Raw genomic sequence first — 17992 nt, 5'->3', positions numbered from 1 at the left:
TTCAGCTGTCTGTTTATGCCGCCCGACGGTCGCGCGCGGCAAGCCATGCCTTGGTAAGCTGCTCGAAACGCTGGGCCATGTCGTCGACTGCCGCCTGGTCGTCCATGCGGCCGGCCATCCACTCTTCCGCCGCGTGGGCAAAGATGCTGCGCCCGACGGCGAACCCCTTGACGACTGATGCGTCAGACGTCGCGGCGAAGGCCACTTCGAGCTCGGCCAGCGGTGCCTCGAGCCCAAGCAGCACCACGCCACGGCAGTAGGGATCGTTGGTGGTGACGACCGCCTCGATCTTCTGCCACGCGGCGGCCGAAGCCTGCGGCTCGAGCTTCCACCAGTCGGGCTTGATGCCGAGCGCGTAGAGTTCTTCCAGCGCGCGCGGAATGGTGTTCTCGTCGAGCTTGCCGTGCTTGCCGGCGATGATTTCGATCAACAGCTCACGGCCGACCTTTCGCGCCGCCTCGAACAGGGTGCGCAGCTTCTGCTGCTGCTCGGCTTTGAGCTCAGCGGAATCGTCGGGATGGTAGAAGCACAGGCACTTGATGCAGTGCTCGACCGGCCACTCCACCAGCTGCGAGCCGATGTCCTGCGAGAATTCGAAACGCAGCGGCCGCGAACCCGGCAGCTCCACCGGCCGTCCCAGCCAGGAGAAGGGATGGCGGGCGAATTCGAACATCGCATCGCGACCGAACTTCTCGTCGATCAACATGCCGTAGCCGTCGCGGCCATCGGCAACCTTGGCCGCCGCTTGCACAGCCAGCACCTTGAAGTCGCGGACACGCTGAGCATCCGCACCCGTGCGAGCGGCGATGTCTTCCAGCTGGATGCGGTGGTCGCAGGCGAGCGCCATCATCGACGGGATCTCATGCCGGCGCGTGGTTGCCCAATGCACGTGGTTGATCGCCTCGTCCTTGCGCAGCGCGCGTTCCTTGCTGCCGTTCCTGAGGAAGAATTGCAGCTCGTCGAAGGTCGGGATCTCCGGCGAGCAGAGCAGACGCGACACGGCGAAGGCGCCACAGGCATTGGCCCAGGTAGCCGATGTCGCCAGGCTCTCGCCGCCCAGCCAGCCACGCAGGAAACCGGACATGAAGGCATCGCCCGCACCCAGCACATTGTAGACCTCGATCGGAAAACCCTTGCCGACGATGCCAGCCTCGAGATCGTCCGAGATCGCCCCGTCATAGACGATGCAGCCCATCGGCCCGCGCTTCAGCACGATCGTCGCGCTGGACAGCGAACGGATGGTCTTCAGCGCGGCGAGCAGCTCGCTTTCGCCCGACGCGATCATCACCTCTTCCTCAGTGCCGACGATCAGGTCGCAGTCGGCCAGCACACCCTTGATATGGTTCGACACCTTGTCGGACGCGATGTAGCGGCTTTCACCGGCGGCGTGGCCGGCAAGGCCCCAGAGGTTCGGGCGGTAGTCGATGTCGAACACCACCTTGCCGCCGCTTTCCTTGATCAGCTTCATCGCCTTGCGCTGGGCGGCATCGGTGTTGGGCCGCGAGAAATGCGTGCCCGTGACGACGATCGCCCGCGCCGACTTGATGAAATCGGGGTCGATGTCGGCTTCCGTCAGCGCCATGTCGGCGCAGTTTTCGCGGTAAAAGATCAGCGGAAACGTCTTGTCGTTCTCGACCGAAAGAAGCACCAGCGCCGTCAGCCGCTCCTTGTCGGTGACGATGCCGCCGTCTGATACACCCTCGCGCAGCATCTGCTCGCGGATGTAGCGGCCCATATGCTCATCGCCGACGCGGGTCAAAAGCGCCGAGCGCAGCCCGAGCCGCGCCGTGCCGATGGCGATGTTGGCGGGGCAGCCGCCGACCGACTTGGCGAAGGACGCCACGTCCTCCAGCCGCGATCCGGTCTGCTGGCCGTAGAGATCGACCGAGGCGCGCCCGATGGTGATGACGTCGAGTGTAGGCTGGTTCTTGGGGTCGGTCATTTTGTCCTCCCGGTCGCTCCGCCGCGCCGGCCTGCCCGCAGATCAGTTAGCAGGCCACACAATGCAATTTCAATTCCAATTACCTGCCATCAGGAATTTTTATTCCATCAACAGATTGTGGCTGTGCGCCCCGAGGCCAATTGCCCCGAGGCGACTGTCCGCCCGTTGGCTTAGAGCCGTACGGTCTTGCCTTCCTTGGCCGACTTCAGCGCCGCATCGGCCAGCTTCAGCGCCATCAGGCCGTCCTTGCCGTCGGGCGAGATCCTGGCACCCTTGGTCACCGAAGCGACGAAGGCGGCGATCTCGGCGGCATAGGCTTCGGTGTAGCGGGTCATGAAGAAGTCGTGCAGCGGCGGGCGAGTATAGCCCTTGCCGTTGGCGACCTCGATTGAAACGGCGCGCTGGTTCTCCGCCGCCACCATGCCATCCGAACCATGCACCTCGATGCGCTGGTCATAGCCATAGGTTGCGCGACGCGAATTGGTGATGACGCATTGCTGGCCGGTCGCGGTCTCCAGAATGACGCTGACACTGTCGAAATCACCGAGCTCGCCGATCTTCTTGTCGACCAGCACCGAGGCGGTTGCCGTCACTGCCACCGGTTCGGCACCGAGCAGGAAGCGGGCCATGTCGAAGTCATGGATGGTCATGTCGCGGAAGATGCCGCCCGAACGCGTGATGTATTCGGCCGGCGGCGCGCCGGGATCGCGCGAGGTGATCACCACCTGCTCGACCTTGCCGATGGCGCCGTCGTCGATCGCCTTGCGCACAGCGGCGAAATGCGGGTCGAAACGCCTGTTGAAACCGACCATCAGCGTGCCGCCGGCCTTCTCGACCACGGCAAGGCACTTTTCGACACGCTTGGCGTCGAGGTCGATCGGCTTTTCGCAGAACACCGCCTTGCCGGCGAGCACGAAGCGCTCGATCAGGTCGGCATGGGTGTCGGTCGGCGTGCAGATCACCACCGCGTCGATGTCGGCCGCTTCCTCGATCTGTTCGATCGTACGTACGTCGCAGCCATAGGCCCCGGCGAGATCGTTGGCCGCCTTTTCGAAGGCATCGGCCACCGCAACGAGCTTGGCCTGCGGGTTGGAGGCCACGGCCTTTGCGTGGACCTTGCCGATGCGGCCTGCGCCGAGGACACCGAACCGAACTGTCATGACAACCTCATTTCCTTGGCCCGCGCCGTCCGGGCCTGCAATCTTGATCTTTGGGGAGGGGCCGCCCGCCGACGGGAAGCCGGGCGGCCTGATTCTGACATGATCCCGAAAAGTGGAACCCGGTTTTCGGATAAGATCATGTCCAAAGCACTCTTTACGCCTTCTTGCGCTTGTTCTGGCGATGCTGGTCGATGATCACGGCCGCAACGATGATGATGCCCTTGATGATTTCCTGATAGTAGGCGCCGACCTTGAGGAAGGTGAAGCCCGAAGTCAGCACGCCAAGGATGATCGTGCCGATCACAGTGCCGGTGATGCGCCCGACGCCGCCCGAGAGCGAGGTGCCGCCGATGACCGCAGCAGCGATGGCGTCGAGTTCGTAAGCCACGCCCATGCCCGGCTGGCCTGAGGCGGCGCGGGCCGCGGTCATCACGCCGGCCAGTCCCGACAGCAGACCGGCAATGGCATAGACCTTGATCAGGTGGCCGCCGATATTGATGCCCGAGACGCGCGCCGCCTGCGGGTTGGCGCCGATGGCATAGGTGAACTTGCCGTAGCGAGTGTAGGTCAGCGCGATGTGGCAGATGACGGCAACCAAGAGGAAGATGATGACCGGCAGCGGCAGCGGAAAGCCGAGGATGTTGAAGCTCTTGCCAAACCAGGTGAAGCTGTCGTCGAGCAGCGCCACCGGCTGGCCGAGCGTATACCATTTGGCGAGGCCGCGCGCCGACACCATCATGCCAAGCGTGGCGATGAAGGGCGGTATCTTGGTCCGTGCTATCAGGGAGCCGTTGACGATGCCGGCAAGAAGGCCGACGCCGAGGCCGGCGAGGATCGCCCAGATCGGCGACATGTCGGTCAACGCGGGATAGACGGCGCGCGGATTGGCCGATGTCTGCGCCAGGCTCGCCGCGACCATGGCGGCGAGACCGACGACCGAGCCCGACGACAGGTCGACGCCGGCGGTGATGATGACCTGGGTCACTCCGACCGCGATGATGCCGATCACCGATACCTGCAGGATGATGATCGACAGGCGCTGCTTGTTGGCGAGGAAGCTGTCACCGACGAAGATCCAGCCAAGAATCTCGAAGACGATGGCGATACCGATCAACACGCCGAGGATGGACACCTCCGGCGGCAGGCGCTTCTTGCTTCCGATGACGTTTGCGGGACCCGCAATCTCGTTCGTCGACATGGTTCTTCCACCCTTGAGCTGATTGGCGTCAGTGCGACGCGAGTTCCATGATCTTGACCTGACTGGCCTCGGCGCGGTCGAGGAAGCCGGTGACGCGGCCCTCATGCACCACCATGATGCGGTCGCTCATGCCCAGGCACTCGGGCATCTCGGACGAGATCATGACCACCGCCACCCCCTGCCCGGCGAGCTTCGAGATCAGGCGATGGATTTCGGCCTTCGCGCCGACATCGATGCCGCGCGTCGGCTCGTCGAGGATGAGGATCTTCGGCTTGGTCAAAAGCCAGCGCGCGATCAGCACCTTCTGCTGGTTGCCGCCGGACAGGTTGATGATCGGCTCGGCCATGTCTGGGGTCTTCACCCTCAGCGCCGCGCTGATCTCGAGCGAATCCTTGCCGAGTTGCTTTTGCTGCACGAAACCGTTCTTGACATAGTCCGACTGCAGCACCGCCATCTGGGTGTTTTCCTGGATGTCGAGCAAGAGGAAGCAGCCGGTTTCCTTGCGGTCCTCGGTCAGGAAAGCCATGCCGTGCTTCATAGCCGTGGCCGGGCTGTCGACACGGACCGTCTTGCCGAACAGCTCGATGGTGCCGGCGTCCGACGGCGTCACGCCGAAGATCGTTTCGGCGATGTTGGAGCGGCCCGAGCCGACGAGACCGGCAATGCCGAGGATTTCGCCAGAACGCACGTCGAATGAAACGTCGGAGAAGACGCCCTTCAGCGTGAGCCCCTTCACCGACAGCACGACGTCGCCGATCGGCACCTCCTCCTTGGGGAACATCTGGGTGATCTCGCGCCCCACCATCATGCGGATGATGTCGTCGCGGGTCACCTCGGTCGACGCCTTGGTGGCGATGTACTTGCCGTCGCGGAACACCGAGAACTCGTCGGCGATCTCGAACAGCTCGTTCATCTTGTGGGTGATGTAGATGATGCCTTTGCCCTGGGCGCGCAGCGCCCGGATGATGGTGAACAGGTGGTCGACCTCGCGCTCGGTCAGCGCCGAGGTTGGCTCGTCCATGATCAGCACGTCGGATTCGTAGGACACCGCCTTGGCGATTTCGACCATCTGGCGGCTGGCGACGGTCAGCGTACCCACCTGAACCTCGGGATCGATGTCGATGTTGAGGCGCCTGAACAGGTCTGATGTCTTGCGGCGCATCTCGCCATGGTCGACGAAGCCAAGCCGGGTCAGCGGCTCGCGGCGGATCCAGATGTTCTCGGCCACCGTCATCGGCGCCATCAGGTTGAGTTCCTGGTGGATCATGGCGATGCCGTGTTCGAGCGCATCGAGCGGCCCGCGCAGCTTGATGTCTTCGCCGCGCAGCTTGAAGCTGCCGGAGTCAGGCGTGTAGATTCCGGCCACGATCTTCATCAGCGTCGACTTGCCGGCGCCGTTCTCGCCCATCAGCGCATGTACGCTGCCGCGTTTCAGACGCAGCTGGACGTTGTCGAGGGCGACGACACCCGGGAATTCCTTACGAACGTTTTCGACCTCGAGAAGATAGCCGCCATCCACCGCGGCACCGCCCGCAGGCGCCGCTTCCATCGTACCGGTGCTTTGCATGATTGGTCCTCCCAGGCCGGCCCGACTGTTGCGCGGGTCAAGGTCCTCGTGGGGAAAATGCGCCGCCGTTTGCGACGGCGCATTGGTCAGATCATATCAGTTCTTGGTGGTGTACTGGTCCATATTCGCCGGGGTCACCAGCTCGAACGGCACCCAGACGGGCGACGTCACGGCTTCGCCCTTGGCGAGTTTCATGGCGGTTTCAACCGCACCGCCACCCTGGGCGGCGGCGTTCTGGAACACGGTCACATCGAGGTCGCCGGCCTTCATGTAGGCGAGCGCTTCCTGGGTCGCATCGACGCCGGCCACGATCACGGTCTTCATGTCCCAACCGGCCGCCTTCATGGCGTTGATGGCGCCGATGGCCATGTTGTCGTTGTTCGAGATGACGGCGTCCGGCTTGTGGCCGGCGGCGATCCAGTTGGTCATCAGGTCCTGTGCCTTGACCGGATCCCAGCCAGCGGTCTGTTCGTCGATGACGTTCAGCTTGACGCCGCAGTCGCTGCCGGCGTTGACATCATGGATGTCCTTGGTGCGCATCACAGCCGCCTGGTTGGCGAGGTCACCGACCATGATCAGGATGCCGGCCTCGGTCTTGCCGGCTTCCTTGAGGATGCGGCAGACTTCCTTGGTCTCAAGCGTGCCGGAATCGACTTCGTTCGAACCGACGAAAGCACCCTTAGCACCGAGCGCGCCGACGTCGATCGGCTCGCGGTTGACGTAGACGATCGGAATGCCGGCGTCGGTGGCAAGCTTGGTCATCGGCCCGGTGGCCGAGGTGTCGACCGGATTGACGATGATGGCGTCGACCTTGGCGGCGATGAAGTTCTGGACCTGGCTGAGCTGCTTGTTAACGTCGTCGTCGGCGATCTCGATGACGACCGGCTGGCTGGCGTCAGCCGCGGACTTCTCGATACCCTTGCGCAGGACGGTCAGGAAGGTGTCAGAATTGGCCATGCTGACGCCGATATCGCCGGCAAACGCAGTGCCGGACATCAGCGCGGTCATGGCTACGCCGAGCAGGAATTTCCTCATGTTCACTCTCCTCCAACAATGGTGCCCGGCTGCACCCCGATGTGCCGGAAGCCCGCGGTCGGCCGCAGGCTCGTCTCTACGAGAGGCACCATCGCTCCTCCGCGATGCAAGATGCGCCACCCGCTTCCCGATGCCGGCCCAAATTCAGAATGTTCGGGCCGTGTTTTTTATATATGAAATGTTTATTCCATATTGAGGTCAAACGTCAAGAGACATTCCATTGCCTGCCTATCAATCCTGGGGGAACAACGAATTGCGCCGCCCGGTCGCCCGGGCGGCGCTGGAGATGACGGCTATTTCGCTGGATGGAGCCGTTGCGTCAGACCCGCGAGCGGATGAACGCAATGCTCTCGGCAAGCGCTGGGCGCGGCTCGGTAAGCTTCTGCACGACAGGCGAAAACGGCTCGAAGGAGAGCAGTCCCTGATAGCCGCCAGACACCAGCGCACGGATCTGGCCGACATTGTCGAGCCGGTCGGCTGCATCGACCAAGACCCGGTGCGGGTCGCGCATGTCGGAGACCGTCACCGCGGGGTCGTCGACGCCTGAAATGTGCACCAGGCCGGTCATGCCTGGGAAGATGTCGGGCTCGCCGGCAAGATGATGATGGAACGTGTCGTGAACCATTCGAAAAGTGTCAGTTCCATCGACATCCTCGATGGCTTCGGCCGCCTCGCGCTTGGAGCGCAGCGAGCAGATCTCGAAGCCGAGCGGCTCGACAAGTCCACGCACGCCGCGATCGCCGAGGATCGCGGTCAGCGCCGTCAGCGCCGTCCTGAGGTTACGCTGGCGCTCGCCATCGGCCTGCCCCGTGCCGTCATTGACCGGAACCAGGACCAGCGCCGCAGCACCGGCGTCGCGGGCATAGTCGGCGAGTTCGATCGCCTCGGCTTCGCGCGCGGCGTTCCACTCGTTGAAGCGCTGCAGGGCGTTGATGGTTGCAATGGACATTCCATTTTCCGCTGCCTGCGCCTTGATGGCCGCAGCCGGCGTGCCGTCGATGATGGCGTTGCCTGAGAGGTCGTTGCGGATTTCGACATCGCTCAGGCCAAGGTCCCGGCACAATGCGAAGAACGCCGCCGGCTTCAGCCCGGGTGCCACCATATGGTTCAGCGCGAATGTGAGCTTGCTGGGCATGCCGAATTTCTCCTCCGGGATCGCGGGGCGGCGCATCGATATTTATGTTCCAATCTACCCATATAATAGAACAGTCAATCCGAAGTATGATGCGAATCTATCATTTACTGATAGATTCGCATGGCTGGCAGGCCACACCGTCAGATGTTCTCCGGCAGGAAGATATCGAACGGCAGGAAGGTCTGACCGGGGGCGTTGGCCGCCCCCTCCTCGACCGCATGCGCCATCAGCCCGACAAGTTCGCGGCACAACGATGCCAGCGGCGTCGCAATCACCATCGTTGCAAGGTTGTCGGCCAATGCCACGCGTGTGTCCAAGGTTATCTCGTTGCAGATCAGCACCGGCAACGGATCGGCCTTAGCCTGGCGTAGCGCCGAGATCGCCCCTTCGATGCCACCGCCGGCAACGTAACAACCGACGAGATCGTCATGCTTGCGGAGCAGGTCGTCGACGACCTGGTGGGTGGCTTCCCAGGACTCGTTGTTGACGATGGTTTCGAGCAGCGTGAAGTCGGGCGCATGTTCGCGGAAGAAAGCGCGAAAGCCGATCTCGCGCAATTCATGGCCATGGAAGCGATGGCTGCCGACGAACAACGCCACCTTGCCCGGCCGCCGCGCGCATTTGGAGATCATCCAGGCGGCGGTACGTCCAACCTTGAGGTTGTCGATGCCAACGTACCCCTCGCGAATGCCCGTCGCGAAGTCCGACAGCAGCGCGAAGACGGGAATGCCGCGCTGCTTGAGTTCAGCAACCGCCGCCGTCACGCTGGGATGGTCGGGGCTGACCAGCGCCACCGCATCGCAGCTTGCCGCCAGCCGCCGCAGCCGTTCCAGAATCTCCTCCGGCGCGAGCGTCTCGGCAAACTCGATGACACCAGCACCGCGAAACCCTGTCGCCTGGGTTATCGCCTCCTCCAGTTCACCGGCGAAGGCACGGTAAAACACGTCTTTCGGCCGCAGCAGCACGAAGCCGAGCCGATACACCGGCAGTTCCTTGCGCATGCGCTGCGCGATCAGCCCGGCGGCATGATAGCCGATGGATGTCGCCGCCTCGTAGACGCGGCGCTGCGTTTCCTCGCGCACCGGCAGGCGCCCGTTCAGCACACGGTCGACGGTTGCAACGCTGACGCCCGAGGCGTGGGCGAGATCGGTGATTGTCGGGCGCTTGCTCATGTCCAATCCCTGGATTCTGCCGCAGCTTAGCACAACATGATAGAAAATGATAGAAACCATCATGCAATGATTGAAAATATCGCATCATGAGTTAGCATTCTTCCAGTGAACGATGTCCAGCGCCCATCGCGGACCTGTTTCCGACTTCCGGGGAGAGAGCCATGACCGTGACGCCTTTGGCGCGCGACTACAGCCTTGTGGGAGAAAGCGCGCATCGCGCCGTCGAAAGCGGCCTTGCGGCTGCCGAGTGGTACCACACCGACATTCCGCGCAAGCAGATGAAGGAGCTGATGCAGCGCTCGGACGGTCCGGCCATCCGCGACACCGCAATCTGGCTCGGCCTGCTCATCACCTTCGGTACTGCCGGCGCGGCGCTGTGGGGCAGCTGGTGGTGTGTGCCCTTCTTCCTCTGCTACGGCGTGCTCTACGGCTCGGCCACCGACTCGCGCTGGCACGAATGCGGCCATGGCACCGCCTTCAGGACGCAGTGGATGAACGACGCGGTCTATCAGATCGCCTGCTTCATGATCATGCGCAATCCGGTGACCTGGCGCTGGAGCCACACCCGCCACCACACTGACACCGTCATCGTCGGCCGCGATCCAGAGATAGCGGTCATGCGCCCGCCAGACCTTCTGCGCGTCGCGCTCAATTTCTTCGGCCTGCTCGATGCTTGGCACGCCATGGTCGACATGGTCCGCAACGCGGCCGGCATCATCGGCGCGGAGGAAAAGACCTTCATCCCCGAGAGTGAGCAGCCCCGCGCCATCCGCATCGCCCGAATCTGGCTCGCCATCTATGTGGCCACCATCATGCTGGCACTTTATCTCGGCTCATGGCTGCCTTTGATGCTTGTCGGCCTGCCTCGCCTCTACGGCGCCTGGCATCACGTGCTCACCGGCCTTTTGCAGCATGGCGGCCTCGCCGACAACGTTATCGACCACCGCCTCAACAGTCGCACGGTGCTGATGAACCCCGTCAGCCGCTTCATCTACTGGAACATGAACTACCACGTCGAACATCACATGTTCCCGATGGTGCCCTATCACGCGCTGCCAAAGCTGCATGAGCTGATCAAGCACGACCTGCCGGCCCCTAGCCCCTCCATATGGGACGGCTACCGCGAGATGCTGCCGGCCTTCGTCCGCCAGCTCCGCAACGAGGACTACTTCGTCAAGCGCGAGCTGCCGCCGACGGCACGGCCCTACCGCGAGGACTTCCATAGCGAGACCGCGCTGGCTGCCGAATAGTTTTCGAACCCCAGGGAGAGAGACATGAGCGACTGGATCGAGGCCTGCGCGGCCGACGACATCGACGAGGAAGACGTGATCCGCTTCGACCATGCCGGGCGCACCTTCGCGCTCTACCGTAGCCCGGAGGACGAGTTCTTCGCCACTGACGGCTTGTGCACCCACGAGCAGATCCATCTGTCGCAGGGCCTGGTCATGGGCGATATCATCGAATGCCCCAAGCACAATGGCCGCTTCAACTACAAGACCGGTGCCGCGCGCGGCGCGCCCGTCTGCGTCAACCTCAGGACCTATCCGGTAAAGATCGACGCCGGCAAGGTCTTCATCCAGTTGGGCTGACTGACATGGCGGCGGGAATGATCATCATCGGCGCCGGCGAAGGCGGCACGCGCGCCGCCTTCGCCCTGCGGGAAGCCGGCTACGACGGCACCATCACGCTTGTCGGCACGGAGAGGCATCTGCCTTACGAGCGTCCACCGCTGTCCAAGGAGGCGATGACATCGACCGATGCACCCGCCATCAAGGCGATCGCCGACGCCGCACGCCTCAAGGAACATCGCATTGACGTGGTCGGCACCACCTCCGCGACATCGATCGACCGCGCCAACCGCTCGGTCCGTCTCACCAACGGCTCCGACCTCGACTACGACAAGCTGTTGATCGCCACCGGCGCCACACCGCGCAGGCTGCCGCTTGCCGGTCTCGGCTCGCGCTGCGTCTATCTCCGGACCTTCGATGATGCGCTCGCCATCCGTTCGCATCTCGGTCCCGGCTGCCGGATAGCCATCGTCGGCGGCGGCTTCATCGGCCTCGAACTCGCGGCATCCGCCCGCAAGCTCGGCGCGGACGTCACCGTCATCGAGGCTCAGTCGCGCATCCTGATGCGCGGCGTGCCGGAAGACATCGCAACCGTCGTCCACGAGGCGCACGCAACCGAAGGCGTCGACATTATCTGTGGTGACGGCATTGCGACCATCAACGACAGGGCTGACGGGGTATGCATCACGCTTGCCAGCGGCCTGCAGGTCACGGCCGATCTCGCCATCATCGGCATCGGCGCGGTGCCGGTCACGACACTTGCCGAAACCGCGGGCCTCACCCTCAATAACGGTATCGCCGTCGACGCACAGCTACGCACCAGCGACCCTCTGATCTTCGCCGCCGGCGACTGCTGTTCGTTCCCGCTCGCCGTCTATGGCGGCCGCCGCGTCCGGCTGGAGGCCTGGCGCAGCGCCCAGGAGCACGGCGCGCTCGCCGCGCGCAACATGCTCGGATCAGAGGAAGCCCTTGCCTGCGTTCCCTGGTTCTGGTCCGACCAGTACGGGCTCAGCCTGCAGATCGCCGGCTTGCCCGACGAAGGCGAGCGCACCGTCCGCCGCGACCTCGACGACGGCGCCTTCATCCTGTTCCATCTCAAAGAGGACGGCCGACTCGTCGCCGCCAGCGGCATCGGCCCGGGCAATGCGGTTGCGCGCGACATTCGCCTCGCCGAAATGCTGATCGCAAAATCCGCCCGCCCCGACATCGGCGCGCTGGCCGCGCCCTCGGTCAAGCTCAAGAGTCTGCTCGCCGCCTGACACGGAGCACGCACCCATCAGGACGCGCAAGGCAGCTGGCAAAAGCCGCTTGAGAATCGTGCCGGTTTGCAGGAACCTGCGCTGGGCGCGAGGGCCGCGCGGAGCAAACGACAATGCCGATCAGCGAATTCGGTCAGATGGCCGACGGCACGGTGGTGCAAGCGATCGACATCGCCGCCGAAGGCATCGAGGCAAGGATCCTCACCTTCGGCGCGACACTTGCCGACCTCGTCGTCGGGACGCCTGACGGCCCGCGCTCGGTCATCCTTGGCTTCGACGATCTTGCCGGCTATCTCAGCCATGGCGGCTATTTCGGCGCTATTGCCGGACGTTGCGCCAACCGCATCGCCGGCGGCAGCTTCGAGCTCGACGGACAGACGTTCCAGCTCGATCTCAACGAGGCGGAGCGCACGCATCTCCACGGCGGCAGCGACGGTTTCTTCCGCCGCAACTGGCTGGTCGTCGATGCCAACGACAGTTCGGTGCTGCTGGCGCTGATCTCGCAGGCAGGCGATCAGGGCTACCCCGGCAAGGTTATCGCCACCTGCCGCTATTCGCTCGACGCCGGACGCCTCACCATTGCGCTCGGCGCCCGTGCCGATGCCCCCACATTGGTCAACCTCGCCACCCACGCCTATTTCAATCTCGACGGTGGCGGCTCTATCCTCGACCATCGTCTGAAGATCGCCGCCGAGGCCTACACACCTGTCGACGCGAACAACATACCGACCGGCGAGGTGCCAGCCGTCGACGGCACGCCGTTCGATTTCCGTGAGCTTCGCCCGGTCCGCAACGGAGTGGACGAGGCACACAGCCCTTATGACCACAACTGGGTACTTGCCATGCAGCCGGCGCCCGAGCCGTGGCATGCGGCAAGGCTCGAAGGCCCGCTGTCCGGCATCCGGCTCGATCTCTGGACCACCGAGCCAGGGCTGCAGCTCTATGACGGCGCCTTCCTGCCGGTTGCCCCGCCCTTGCGCGGTGGCATCGTACCGATGCGTCACGGCGCGCTGTGCCTCGAGCCGCAGCGCTTCCCCGACGCCATCCATCACCCTCACTTTCCAAGTGCGGTGCTACGACCGGACGAAATCTACTCGCAGGTCACCGAATATCGCTTCTCGACGGTCGAATAAGCGCTACACCCAGCCGCCATCGACGACGAAATTCTGTGCCGTGCACATGCTGGAATCGTCGGCCGAAAGAAACAGCGCCATGCGCGCGATGTCGTCGGGCAGGACCCGCCCTGCCAGGCACTGATTTGCATCGATCTCGGCATTGGCTGCATCGTCAACCCAGAGCTCAAGTTGGCGCTTGGTCATCACCCAGCCCGGTACCAGCGTGTTGACCCGGATGCCATGCTTGCCGAGATCGCGGGCGAAGGAGCGCGTCATGCCTTGCACGGCAGCTTTGGAAGCGGCATAGGCAGGATATCCGCCCGAGGCCTTCATCCAGCCGATAGAGCCGAGATTGACGATGGCACCGCCGCCGGCGGCGATCATGCCGGGTGCCACCGCCTGGATGGCGAAGAACGAGTGGCGCAGATTGACCGCGACACGCGCATCGAAATACTCCGGCGTCACCGCGCGCCAGTCGTGGCGGGTGTCGCTCGCGGCGTTGTTGACCAGCGCCATGGTCGGACCCTGCAAGGCCTCGATCGCGGCTATCGCCTCGCGGTAGGCCGCGATATCGGTGATGTCGCAGGCATGGAAGGCGACGGAAGCGCCCATGCCCGCCAGCTCCTCGGCAAGAGCCATGCCCTCGGCTTCGGCAAGGTCGACAAATCCGACTTTCGCTCCCTGAGCGGCAAAGGCCCGCACCATCGCCTCGCCGATCCCTGTCGCTCCGCCGGAGACGAGCACCGGCCGCCCAGCCAGGCTCGGATATCTAGCCATCATGTCGTCGCTCATCGCCATCACCTCACAATGTCCTGACCGCGATGGGTGCCGCTGCCCGCGCCTGTTTCAGCGGATTGCGCAGCGGCAGTCCGAATTCCGCCGCCTCGATCTCGAACACGTCACCGGGCTCCGTCTTCACCCCGTCAGCGAATGACAGCGTCGCCGTTCCGAACATGTGCACATGTACGTCGCCCGGTTGGCGGAAGACGCCATATTTGAAGTGATGATGTTCGAGATTGGCGATGGTGTGGGACATGTTGGCCTCGCCCGACAGGAACGGCTTTTCCCAGATCGGCTTGCCGGCGCGAATAATGCGCGAGGCGCCCTTGATGTCGGCGGGCAGTTCGCCGACGAGGATTTCCGGGCCAAACGAGGCATTCCGCAGCTTCGAATGGGCGAGATAGAGATAGTTGATACGCTCGGTGACGTGGTCGGAGAACTCGTTGGCGAGCGTGAAGCCGATGCGATAGGGCGTGCCGTCGTCGCCGACGAGATAGACGCCTGCAATCTCCGGCTCCTCTCCGGCATCGAGCGCGAAGTGCGGCGACACCAGCGGCTTGCCGGGATCGACGACCATGTTGCCGTTGCCCTTGTAGAACCACTCCGGCTGCACACCGACCTGGCCTCGCGCCGGCCTGCCGCCCTCCAGCCCCATGCGGAACATCTTCATGGAATCGGTCAGCATCTCCTCGCCACTGGCGTCCAGCTTCTTGTGCATGCTGTCGCGCGTCGCCGCCGAGCCGAGATGGGTAAGCCCGGTGCCGGTCAGATGCAGATGCGCCGGATCGGGATGCCTGACCGGCGACAGCACCTGGCCGGCGCGGCCGGCGGCCTCGATGTCGACGGCCTCGCCAAGGCCGCGGTCGGCGACGATGGCCGCAAGCGTGGTTCCGGCGCGCACCGCCTCCAGCGCCAGCGCGTAGATCGACTTGGCGTCGTTGACCAGCCGCGCGGTCCCGCCTTCCCGCACCGCCACCCGGCTCTTGCCGTCGGCCAGGATTATCTGGGACATCAACATTCCTGCACTCCTTCCGTCTCGCCCCGGCCGGCCTCGTTTCCGGCGCCCGGCAAGACTTTCCCGTCGCGCCACGCACATGCGCAGCACGCCTTGCCTGTTGTCTTCGAGATTGCGGGCCCGCTCCCCCGGGCGCCGCGGCCGGTCGCTCCCTGCGGCCTAGGCCTTCTTCTTGTTGTAGAGGTCGAAGGCGACAGCACCGAGCAGCACCAGGCCCTTGATCACCTGCTGCCAGTCGATGTTGATGCCCATGATCGACATGCCGTTGTTCATCACGCCCATGATGAAGGCGCCGATGACCGCGCCCGCCACCTGGCCGACACCGCCCAACGCCGAAGCACCGCCGATGAACACCGCAGCAATCACGTCGAGCTCCATGCCGGCACCTGCCTTAGGCGTCGCCATGTTCAGACGGGCGGCAAAGATCAGTCCGGCAAGTGCTGCCAACGCCCCCATGATGGCGAAGATGTAGAATGTCAGCCGCTCGGTGTGGATGCCCGAGAGAGCAGCCGCCTTGACGTTGCCACCCATCGCATAGATGCGCCGGCCAAAGGTCATACGCTTGGTCACGAAAACGAATGCGGCGATGAGCACTCCCATCACGACAAGCACGTTGGGCAGGCCGCGATAGGACGCCAGCATATAGAGCAGGAACAGCACGATACCGGCCATGACGGCATTCTTCAGCACGAAGAAGCCGAAGGGCTCGGCGTCATAGCCGTGGCTCTCGCGGTTGCGCCGGCTTTTCAGCGCCGCGAAGAGCATTCCGGCGACGATCAGCAAGGCAATGACGATGGTGGTAGCGTGCAGCTTGACCCCGCCGATCGTCCACGGCCCGATCGGGTCGGGGATGAAGCCCGCCGACAGCATCTGGAATTCCGGCTGGAAAGGCCCGACCGAGCGCCCGCCGAGCAGCCACAGTGCCAGCCCCTTGAACACCAGCATGCCGGCAAGCGTGACGATGAAGGACGGGATTTTCATATAGGCGATGAAATAGCCCTGCACCCCACCGATGACGGCGCCGACGCATATGCATACCAGTCCGGCAAGATACGGATTGAAGCCGAAATCGACCATCAGCACCGCCGCGACCGCGCCGATGAAGCCGGCGACCGAGCCGACCGACAGGTCGATATGCCCGGCGACGATGACCAGCAGCATGCCGAGCGCCATGACGATGATGTAGGAATTCTGCAGGATCAGGTTGGTCAGGTTGACCGGTTTGAACAGCACACCGCTGGTGGTGAACTGGAAGAAGATCATGATGGCGATCAGGGCAAGCACCAGCCCGTATTCGCGCAGGTTCGCCTTGATGGCATCTTGCGCCGTCGCCTTGGCGGAATTGACCGTTGGGGCAGCTGTTTCCGTGCTCATGCGGCTTTCTCCTCGCCGCGGACGATCGCCCGCATGATCTTTTCCTGGCTCGCTTCGCTGGCCTTCATCTCACCGACGATGCGTCCCTCGTTGAGCACATAGATGCGATCGCAAATGCCGAGAAGTTCCGGCATCTCCGACGAGATCACCAAGATGCCCTTACCCTCGTCGGCGAGCTTGTTGATGATCGCGTAGATTTCATACTTGGCGCCGACATCGATGCCGCGCGTCGGCTCGTCGAGGATCAGCACGTCTGGGTTGGCAAACAGCCACTTCGACAGCACCACCTTCTGCTGGTTGCCGCCGGAAAGGTTCCCGGTGATCTGGTAGACGCTGGACGAGCGGATGTTCGTCTTCTTGCGGTACTCGTTGGCGGCCCGGATCTCGACATTGTCGTCGATCACACCCGATCGCGAGGACACGGCCGGCAGGTTGGCAACGGTCACATTGTGCTTGATGTGGTCGATCAGGTTGAGCCCGTAGACCTTGCGGTCCTCGGTGGCATAAGCGAGGCCTGCCTTGACCGCCTTGCCTACCGTCGAGGTATCGGCGGGCTTGCCGTGCAGCAGCACGTTGCCGGTGATGTTGGTGCCGTAGGACCTGCCGAACACGCTCATCGCGAACTCGGTGCGCCCGGCCCCCATCAGGCCCGCAATACCGACGACCTCGCCCTTGCGCACCGACAGGTTGACGCTCTTGATGATCTGCCGCTCCGGATGCAGCGGGTGGTGCACCGACCAGTTTTTCACCTCGAAGATGGTCTCGCCAATGTTCGGCTCGCGATGTGGATAGCGGTTCTCGAGGCTCCGCCCGACCATCGAGGTGACGATGCGGTCCTCGGTGATATCGGCCTTGTCCATCGTCTCGATCGACTGGCCGTCGCGGATGATGGTGATCTGGTCGGCGATGCGCTTGATCTCGTTCAGCTTGTGCGAAATCATGATCGAGGTCATGCCTTGCGCCTTGAACTCGACGAGCAGGTCGAGCAGCGACTGGCTGTCCTTCTCCGACAGCGAGGCGGTCGGCTCGTCGAGGATCAGAAGCCGGACGTCCTTGGCCAGCGCCTTGGCGATTTCCACCAGTTGCTGCTTGCCGGTGCCGATATTGGTGATCAGCGTGTCGGGGTCCTCGCGCAGGCCGACCTTCTTCAACAGCGCGGCGGCACGGCGGCGCACCTTGTCCCAGTTGATGATGCCGTTGGTCGCCTGCTCGTTGCCCAGGAACATGTTCTCGGCGATCGACAGCATCGGCACGAGCGCAAGCTCCTGATGGATGATGACGATGCCGCGTTTTTCGGAGTCATGGATGCCGTTGAAATGGCATTCCTGGCCTTCATAGCGGATGTCGCCGGAATAGCTGCCGAAGGGATAGACGCCGGAGAGGACCTTCATCAGCGTCGACTTGCCGGCGCCGTTCTCGCCGCAGATGGCGTGGATGTCGCCGCGTCTAACCTTGAGATTGACGTTCTCGAGCGCCTTGACGCCAGGGAAGGTCTTGGTGATGTCGCGCATTTCCAGAATGATGTCGTCACTCATGGTCCCTCGCTCGAAGTGGCGCCCCGCCTGTCCAGGAAAATGCACCCGGAAACGGAGGCAGCGTACTCTCTTTGGAACGGAGCTCCACCCCCTCCTTGCGCGGGTCTCGACACGCGCCCGCGCCCGGCATTGGCTGC

At 63.6% G+C, this 17992-nt stretch carries 15 protein-coding genes; 4 read left to right on the top strand and 11 right to left on the bottom strand.

What is annotated here, in order from left to right; all coding sequences use genetic code 11:
• Positions 1–13: 13 nt before the first annotated feature.
• From SLT36_RS10035 to SLT36_RS10005, 7 genes are all read right to left on the bottom strand, one after another.
• Positions 14–1942, bottom strand: a complete 1929-nt coding sequence (locus tag SLT36_RS10035; RefSeq protein ID WP_432287178.1) for a bifunctional 5-dehydro-2-deoxygluconokinase/5-dehydro-2-deoxyphosphogluconate aldolase — start codon at positions 1940–1942, stop codon at positions 14–16.
• 170 nt (positions 1943–2112) lie between these two features.
• The gene (iolG, locus tag SLT36_RS10030; protein WP_432287176.1) at positions 2113–3102 is read right to left on the bottom strand and encodes an inositol 2-dehydrogenase; all 990 of its coding nucleotides are present in this window, start codon (positions 3100–3102) and stop codon (positions 2113–2115) included.
• 154 nt (positions 3103–3256) lie between these two features.
• The gene (locus tag SLT36_RS10025; RefSeq protein ID WP_432287175.1) at positions 3257–4300 is read right to left on the bottom strand and encodes an ABC transporter permease; all 1044 of its coding nucleotides are present in this window, start codon (positions 4298–4300) and stop codon (positions 3257–3259) included.
• Between the two features lie 28 nt (positions 4301–4328).
• Entirely contained in the window at positions 4329–5870 is a 1542-nt protein-coding gene (locus SLT36_RS10020) for a sugar ABC transporter ATP-binding protein (RefSeq protein ID WP_432288296.1), read from the bottom strand.
• 93 nt (positions 5871–5963) lie between these two features.
• Positions 5964–6902 (bottom strand): substrate-binding domain-containing protein, encoded by a 939-nt coding sequence (locus SLT36_RS10015; protein WP_067958671.1) that lies wholly within the window; start codon positions 6900–6902, stop codon positions 5964–5966.
• 319 nt (positions 6903–7221) lie between these two features.
• Positions 7222–8037 (bottom strand): TIM barrel protein, encoded by an 816-nt coding sequence (locus tag SLT36_RS10010; RefSeq protein ID WP_432287174.1) that lies wholly within the window; start codon positions 8035–8037, stop codon positions 7222–7224.
• A gap of 140 nt (positions 8038–8177) precedes the next feature.
• On the bottom strand, positions 8178–9209 hold the full coding sequence (locus SLT36_RS10005) for a LacI family DNA-binding transcriptional regulator (protein WP_432287172.1): 1032 nt from the start codon (positions 9207–9209) through the stop codon (positions 8178–8180).
• A gap of 161 nt (positions 9210–9370) precedes the next feature.
• On the opposite strand from SLT36_RS10005, the gene SLT36_RS10000 reads away from it, so the two are divergent.
• The 4 genes from SLT36_RS10000 (at position 9371) to SLT36_RS09985 (ending at position 13169) form a co-directional block, all read left to right on the top strand.
• The gene (locus tag SLT36_RS10000; RefSeq protein WP_432287171.1) at positions 9371–10459 is read left to right on the top strand and encodes a fatty acid desaturase family protein; all 1089 of its coding nucleotides are present in this window, start codon (positions 9371–9373) and stop codon (positions 10457–10459) included.
• A gap of 24 nt (positions 10460–10483) precedes the next feature.
• Entirely contained in the window at positions 10484–10798 is a 315-nt protein-coding gene (locus SLT36_RS09995; RefSeq protein ID WP_067958664.1) for a MocE family 2Fe-2S type ferredoxin, read from the top strand.
• A gap of 17 nt (positions 10799–10815) precedes the next feature.
• A complete protein-coding gene (locus tag SLT36_RS09990; RefSeq protein WP_432287169.1) occupies positions 10816–12036 on the top strand; it encodes an NAD(P)/FAD-dependent oxidoreductase in 1221 nt (406 codons plus the stop codon).
• A gap of 113 nt (positions 12037–12149) precedes the next feature.
• Positions 12150–13169, top strand: coding sequence for an aldose epimerase family protein (locus SLT36_RS09985; protein WP_432287168.1), 1020 nt, complete (start codon positions 12150–12152; stop codon positions 13167–13169).
• 3 nt (positions 13170–13172) lie between these two features.
• Here SLT36_RS09985 and SLT36_RS09980 read toward each other — a convergent pair whose 3' ends face one another.
• The 4 genes from SLT36_RS09980 to mmsA form a co-directional block, all read right to left on the bottom strand.
• Positions 13173–13943 carry an SDR family NAD(P)-dependent oxidoreductase gene (locus tag SLT36_RS09980; RefSeq protein WP_432287167.1) on the bottom strand — a complete coding sequence of 257 codons (771 nt, stop codon included), beginning with the start codon at positions 13941–13943 and terminating at the stop codon, positions 13173–13175.
• 10 nt (positions 13944–13953) lie between these two features.
• Positions 13954–14949: an AraD1 family protein gene (gene araD1 / locus SLT36_RS09975; RefSeq protein ID WP_067958653.1), complete on the bottom strand. Its 996-nt coding sequence runs from the start codon at positions 14947–14949 to the stop codon at positions 13954–13956.
• 156 nt (positions 14950–15105) lie between these two features.
• The gene (gene mmsB / locus SLT36_RS09970) at positions 15106–16320 is read right to left on the bottom strand and encodes a multiple monosaccharide ABC transporter permease (RefSeq protein WP_432287165.1); all 1215 of its coding nucleotides are present in this window, start codon (positions 16318–16320) and stop codon (positions 15106–15108) included.
• Positions 16317–17855: a multiple monosaccharide ABC transporter ATP-binding protein gene (gene mmsA, locus SLT36_RS09965; RefSeq protein WP_432287163.1), complete on the bottom strand. Its 1539-nt coding sequence runs from the start codon at positions 17853–17855 to the stop codon at positions 16317–16319. Before mmsA ends, mmsB begins: the two co-directional genes overlap by 4 nt.
• Between the last annotated feature and the right edge of the window lie 137 nt (positions 17856–17992).

This window comes from Aminobacter sp. BA135 (assembly GCF_050859125.1).
Lineage (GTDB): Bacteria > Pseudomonadota > Alphaproteobacteria > Rhizobiales > Rhizobiaceae > Aminobacter > Aminobacter ciceronei.
This window is presented reverse-complemented; position numbering and strand designations above follow the sequence as displayed.

Coding starts and splice junctions, on each gene's coding strand:
- SLT36_RS10035 (WP_432287178.1), bottom strand. CDS start 1,942: ATGACCGACCCCAAGAACCAGCCTACACTCGACGTCATCACCATCGGG.
- iolG (WP_432287176.1), bottom strand. CDS start 3,102: ATGACAGTTCGGTTCGGTGTCCTCGGCGCAGGCCGCATCGGCAAGGTC.
- SLT36_RS10025 (WP_432287175.1), bottom strand. CDS start 4,300: ATGTCGACGAACGAGATTGCGGGTCCCGCAAACGTCATCGGAAGCAAG.
- SLT36_RS10015 (WP_067958671.1), bottom strand. CDS start 6,902: ATGAGGAAATTCCTGCTCGGCGTAGCCATGACCGCGCTGATGTCCGGC.
- SLT36_RS10010 (WP_432287174.1), bottom strand. CDS start 8,037: ATGCCCAGCAAGCTCACATTCGCGCTGAACCATATGGTGGCACCCGGG.
- SLT36_RS10005 (WP_432287172.1), bottom strand. CDS start 9,209: ATGAGCAAGCGCCCGACAATCACCGATCTCGCCCACGCCTCGGGCGTC.
- SLT36_RS10000 (WP_432287171.1), top strand. CDS start 9,371: ATGACCGTGACGCCTTTGGCGCGCGACTACAGCCTTGTGGGAGAAAGC.
- SLT36_RS09995 (WP_067958664.1), top strand. CDS start 10,484: ATGAGCGACTGGATCGAGGCCTGCGCGGCCGACGACATCGACGAGGAA.
- SLT36_RS09990 (WP_432287169.1), top strand. CDS start 10,816: ATGATCATCATCGGCGCCGGCGAAGGCGGCACGCGCGCCGCCTTCGCC.
- SLT36_RS09985 (WP_432287168.1), top strand. CDS start 12,150: ATGCCGATCAGCGAATTCGGTCAGATGGCCGACGGCACGGTGGTGCAA.
- SLT36_RS09980 (WP_432287167.1), bottom strand. CDS start 13,943: ATGAGCGACGACATGATGGCTAGATATCCGAGCCTGGCTGGGCGGCCG.
- araD1 (WP_067958653.1), bottom strand. CDS start 14,949: ATGTTGATGTCCCAGATAATCCTGGCCGACGGCAAGAGCCGGGTGGCG.
- mmsB (WP_432287165.1), bottom strand. CDS start 16,320: ATGAGCACGGAAACAGCTGCCCCAACGGTCAATTCCGCCAAGGCGACG.
- mmsA (WP_432287163.1), bottom strand. CDS start 17,855: ATGAGTGACGACATCATTCTGGAAATGCGCGACATCACCAAGACCTTC.